The sequence below is a fragment of the uncultured Clostridium sp. genome, from assembly GCF_934754915.1.
Lineage (GTDB): Bacteria > Bacillota > Clostridia > Clostridiales > Clostridiaceae > Clostridium.
This window is the reverse complement of the sequence record NZ_CAKVKB010000168.1, coordinates 1-6,142: the sequence shown is the minus strand read 5'-3', so window position 1 is coordinate 6,142 and position 6,142 is coordinate 1. Positions and strand designations below refer to the sequence as shown.

The following is a 6,142-nucleotide window of genomic DNA, read 5'->3' as shown; positions in this document are numbered from 1 at the left end:
TTTAAAAAAGGTACCAAAACAAAAAAAGTAATGTGTACTATATAATGACAATAAAGGAAATTTGACATATTAGTTAAAATAATCACACAATAAGATATGTTTGTCTTTACATAATAAGACAAGCATGATATAATTTGTTTTGATTAGTAAATTTAGGAGGGAAAGAAAAATTATGTTTAACAGATCAACAAAATTAACTGCATTATTAGTTGCTGCTGCATCAGTTGCATCAATGACTCCAGTAATGGCAGTAGAAAAATTAAACCAAAAAGATGGTACAGTAAAAAATGCTGTAGCTTATGACGAGGGAAAATATGCTTATTATGGTTACAGAAGTGAAGATGATGACGAAACATTCATCTATTATAATAGTGGTTCAGGAAAAGACAAAAAAATGGACGACGATTTAGAAAATTATGAAATCAAAGATGCTAAGACTTCAAAGTATGGTACTAAATATGTATATGCTACTGAAGATGGTAACAATGATGAATATTTAATAGACATATCAACTGGTAAAGTAGTTGATGATGAAACTGCTGAAAGCAAACAAGAAGCTGCAACTGGTAAATTAGTATCAGCTTTAAAGAAGGTTGAAAGATACAACCAAACTTCAGACAGTGCTCATACTATTAGAATAGATGATGTAGATACAGTAAGATTATTCCAAAATCAATTTGGAGATGTTTGGTATCAATATGTTACAACTGGAAATGGAGCTTCAATAGATAAAGATGCTAATACATTAAATGGAGCTAATGCTGATGGTGCAGTAGCTACAACTGCTGGAGCTATATCAGTTGATAATAATGGAACAGCAGATGCTGGATATTTCGGTGAAACAGGAATTTATACTGGATTCTTTGATGAAAACGGAAAATATGTTGATGCTTCATATACAGCAAACTTAAAAATTTACAATGCTAAACAAAACAAAGCTGTAAAAATTGAAAAATACAATAAATTATACAAAGATCAAGGTATAAAAGCTAGATTAAAAGCTCTTAAACCATTAGCTCAAGATAAAGACAATATATATGCTTTAGCTACTGTAGATGTAGAATACTATAATGCTGATTATAGCGAAGTAGCACAAACAGTAACTCAATACTTTGTTCAAAAGATTTCAAAATCTAGAGAAAAGAGCACAGGTGCAGATGATGCATATTTACCAAAGGATGTAGTTTCTTATCAAGTTGATAATAAAGCAAATCCATTCTTTGAAGATTCTGATGATAGCAGAAAAATAGCAACTATCTTAGCAGGAACTGAAGACGGAAGTGTTTCAGATGCTGAAGAAGGAAGAGAATTATACGCAGTTAAAGGTGATTACTTATATGTATCATATTTAACATCTTCAGATAAAGTACATGTTTACAAATTAAAATTAGGAACTAAAAAATTAGATGTTGTAAATGATGATGTTACAGATCTTGTAGATACAACAAAATTTGCTTCAAATAAGATTGGTGTAGATATCGATGTTAATATCGTAACATTAAAAGAAGATGGCGATCATGATGCAGAAGGTGGAATGAAAGCTGTATCTGTTGATACAGAAGGAAATACTTGGGTAATCCACAAAGGTAAAATCGCTATGTTCGATGATACTGAATTCAAAGATCAATATTCTACAGATAGATCATACAATGCTTTAGACGTATATGATAAAAACTCATTAATCGCTTGGGATTATGATTCTGATTCTTACACAACTGTACAAGAAGGTAAGAAACAAACAGTTGATGATGCACAAGTTATTGATCCATCATTAGTTAATGGAGGAGATAACAATAATACAACTGTTAAAACTGGTTGGGTACAAGAAACTGATGGAACTTGGTCTCTTTACGATGCAACAGGAGCTAAGACAGTAGGTTGGGCTAATGTAAGCGGTACTTGGTACTACATGAATGCAGCTGGTGCTATGCAAACTGGTTGGGTGCAAGATGGTGGTAAATGGTACTACTTAAACCCAGTTTCAGATGGAACTAAGGGAGCTATGAAGACTGGATGGATCTATGATAATGGTACTTGGTACTACTTAGAATCATCAGGAGCTATGGCTGCTAGCAAGTGGATACAAGACAATGGTACTTGGTACTACTTAAAGGCATCAGGAGCTATGGCTGCAAGCGAATATGTTGATGGTTACTATGTAAATGCTTCAGGTGCTTGGGTTTAATAGATTTTAATTCACAAGTTTCTGTGATTTGATGAAAGACGGAGCGAAAGCTCCGTCTTTTTCTTTAATATTGTTTTTACATATATAATTTGAGGAGGGGTATTTTTGAGTAAAAAATTGAAAAGAGCAATATCATTATTAATGATATTGAATAGTTTTTTGTCAATAGAATTATTTGAAAGTTTTAATTTAGTAAAACCAGTATATGCATCATCATCCTTTGATTCAGATTATGCTCTTTTGGATTCTTTGAAAACAGATGAAGGGAGTCTTAGCTTTTCAAGTAAGAGAAGTACTGTAACAGGAAAAGTTAAATCTAATATTGATAAAGTTGAAATAACAGCAAAAGCTAAAGATAGTAGCTATAAAATAACTATCGATGAAAGTGAAAGCGACACAGGAAGTTGCAATGCTACATTGGATTTAAAAAAAGGAAGTAGTAATAAATTTAAAATTAAAGTACAAGATCCTAATGGAGAAAAATCTACTAGTATTTATTATGTGACTATTACAAGAGGCAATTCTTCATCATCAAGCAGTAGTCGCAGCCATTCTTCTTCTGGTGATGATTTATATCTTGATAATCTTACATTAAGTGAAGGAAATATTAATTTTTCGGAGGATGATTTTAATTATAATGTTCATTTGAGTGAAGATGTATCATCAATAACAATAAAAGCTAAACCTGAAGATGATGATTATACTGTTACAATTAATGGATATGTTGTTGATGATGATGATAATTACAAAGTTAATATTAAGTTAGAAAAGGGAGTAAATTATATTCCAATAAAACTGAAAGATGATGATGGAGATTCGTCTACATATAATCTTTATGTGTATAGAGGCGATGAATCTGATGTACAAATTGGGAAAATTGACAATAAGCAAGATGACATATATTTAGATAACTTAATTATAGAAGATTACTCTAAGGGATTACAATTTAAACCTAAAGTAACCTATTATGAAGTTAATTTAGATAATGATTGGGATAGTATTATACTTAAAGCTGAACCAGAAGATGATGATTATACTGTAAGAATAAATGATGATAAAGTTAAAGAAGAATCAAAATATAGAAAAAGAGTATACTTGAATGAAGGTAGAAATGAAATAAAAATAAGAGTTGACGACAAAGAAGATGGAGATTCATATAAGGATTATGATAAAAGGACATATACTCTTGTTGTAAACAGAGCATATTCAAACAATTCTCAATTATCAGATGAATTAACTGATGAAAACAAAGAACAGCAGACTAACAATAGCATTGATTATTCTCATAACAATAATAGTGATAATAATAATGAAACTAATGAAATAACTGCTGATAATTCATCAAATAATACAGTTAAAAATAATACAAAACCAAACCAATGGATAAAAAATGAATATGGCCAATGGATGTATAATGATACTATTGGAAATCCTATAAAAAGTAAGTGGTTCTTAGATACAAATACAAACAAATGGTATAAATTTAATTCAGAAGGTATTTTATGCACAGGGTTCCAATATGAAAATAATAAAACATACTATTTGAATGAAGACGGCTCAATGGCTGTAGGCTGGAAGCAGATAGGTGGAAACTGGTATTATTTCACAAGTGATGGCAACATGGTATCCAATAAATGGTTCCAAGACAGTTCTTCTGGAAAATGGTATTACTTCTATGCTGGAGGAGTTATGGCTACTAATGTAAGAATTGGCGGTTATACTATTGGTGCTGATGGAGCAATGATATAAGAGAATAATTAAGTTGAAAGCTGGAATTGGTATCTTTCTGATTCTAGCTTTTATTTTTTATGGAGAATATTTTTATGTGTGTATTTATGTTTTTAAATTTATGCTTATATATTAATTTATATTTAAAATTGATTAATCATTCACAAGTAAAATTGCTCTGTCTACAGAAAATTTATTCTCTAAATATTTGAAGAAGAGATTAGGAGGGGTAATTTTAATGAAATAGTACCGAAATAAAGTGAAAAAAATGTATAATATAGCGACAAAAGAATTAATGTTGATTTGAATAAGCATAAAATAAAAAGCTATAATTGGTTTTTATGTCAATTATAGCTTTTTATTTTTTTATAAAAATTATTTAATTTAAAAAGTACCAAAATTAAATTTAAATCTTGTATAATATAGTGAAAATGAGGAAATAAATTTTTATTTTGTATATATATTGGATAAAAATAAAAAACAAGGATAAAAGTAATAATTATGATGAATAAGATAAAATGATATCATTGAATTGCGGCTGCTTTTTAAAACAAAATAAATATTATAAAAAAATGTGATAAGTAAAATAATTTAAATAATTATGAATGAATGATAAAAAACAAAATGATAAAATTTCAAATAAAGAAATTAAGAAATTAATGAAAGAAATCAAATAAGATTTCGAAAATAATTGTCAATCGTCCATTGTCAATTGTAAAGATCTTGGGAGGAAAAAATTATGATTAATAGAGGAACAAAATTAACAGCATTTTTACTAGCAGCTGCATCAGTAACATCAATGGCAGCTTCAATGACACCAGCAATGGCGTTAGAAAAGTTAGGAAATAGAGAAGGGACAATTAAAGAAGCTATAGCTTTTGAAAATGGAAAATATGTTTATGAAGGTTATAGAACTGATGATGATGACACAGGAATATGGTACAACAAAGGAACTAATAAAGATTCTTTCATTGAAGATTTAGAAGAATATGAGATAAAATCAAAATTTGGAACTAAATATGCTTATGTTACTGAAGATGGAAATAGTGATGATTATTTAGTAGATTTATCAACTGGTAAAGTTGCAGATGATGAAAGTGCTGAAGAAAAGAAAAATACAGCTGAATCAAAATTGATTTCAGGATTGAAGAAAGCTGAAAGATATAATGGTATTTCAGATGATGCAAATAAAATTGATTCAAAATATGTTGATACACTTAAATTATTTAATGAACAATTTGGAGAAGTATGGTATCAATATGTTGCAACAACAGAATCAAGTGTCTTAAATAAACTTGATTCAGAAAAAACTGCCACAACAACTGGAACAGCAGTGAATTTTGGAGAAAGTGCATTTACTGGTTTTGTAAATGAAAGTGGTAAATATATAGATACTTCATATAGAGCTAACTTATATGTATATAATGCAAGAAAAGGTAAAGCAACTTCAATAGAAAAATACGGAAAAGTATATAGAGATGAAGCTTTAAAATTAAATTTAAAAGAAATGAAAGCACTAGCTCAAGACAAGGATAATATATATGCATTAACAACTGTAGAAGTTGTATATTATGGAACAGATGCAAATGGAAATTATGTTTTTGATGATAATGCTTCAACTACAAAGAAAACAGAACAAAAATTTGTCCAAAAAATTTCTAAATCTCAAGGAGATAAAGAAGATGGAGCATATACACCTAAGAATATAGAAAGTTATCAATTAGATAATGGAATGTTTGAAGATGCAGATGACAGCAGCTATGATGCATATAATACAGTATTTGAAAATGGAGCTAAGTTTGCTGTAAAAGATGGTTATTTATATGTAACTTACGAAAGTAAAAGTGATCAGATAACTACAGCTAAATTAAAATTAGGAAAAGCTAAGTTGGATGTTCAAAAAGATGAAATAAAAGGAAATAAATATAAAGATATTGATACAAGAATAGTTATGCAGGTAGAAGATGATGATACTGATGCTTATGATTTTTCAATAGATGTTGATGGAAACACTTGGGCAATTTACAAAGGTAAAATCAAGATGTTTGATGGAAAAGAATTTAAGGATATGTATGCATGTGACAGATCATTTGATCAGATAGATGTATATGATAAAAATTCCTTAGTTGCCTGGGATAAAGATTCAGATGCTTATACAACTGTACAGGAAGGTAAAAATCAGACAGTTGATGATGCAACTGAAATAGATCCAGACCTTGGAAAAAATGA

Annotated in this window: 3 protein-coding genes; all 3 read left to right on the top strand. The window is 29.2% G+C overall.

Features of this window, described 5'->3' with window-relative positions; translation table 11 throughout:
- The first annotated feature begins 172 nt into the window (after positions 1–172).
- Positions 173–2,185, top strand: a complete 2,013-nt coding sequence (locus Q0F58_RS16480) for an N-acetylmuramoyl-L-alanine amidase family protein (RefSeq protein ID WP_294378958.1) — start codon at positions 173–175, stop codon at positions 2,183–2,185.
- A 105-nt stretch (positions 2,186–2,290) separates the two neighbouring features.
- Positions 2,291–3,934 carry a cadherin-like beta sandwich domain-containing protein gene (locus Q0F58_RS16475; protein ID WP_294378957.1) on the top strand — a complete coding sequence of 548 codons (1,644 nt, stop codon included), beginning with the start codon at positions 2,291–2,293 and terminating at the stop codon, positions 3,932–3,934.
- 718 nt (positions 3,935–4,652) lie between these two features.
- A partial coding sequence (locus tag Q0F58_RS16470) for an N-acetylmuramoyl-L-alanine amidase family protein (RefSeq protein ID WP_294378956.1) occupies positions 4,653–6,142 on the top strand: 1,490 nt, incomplete at its 3' end.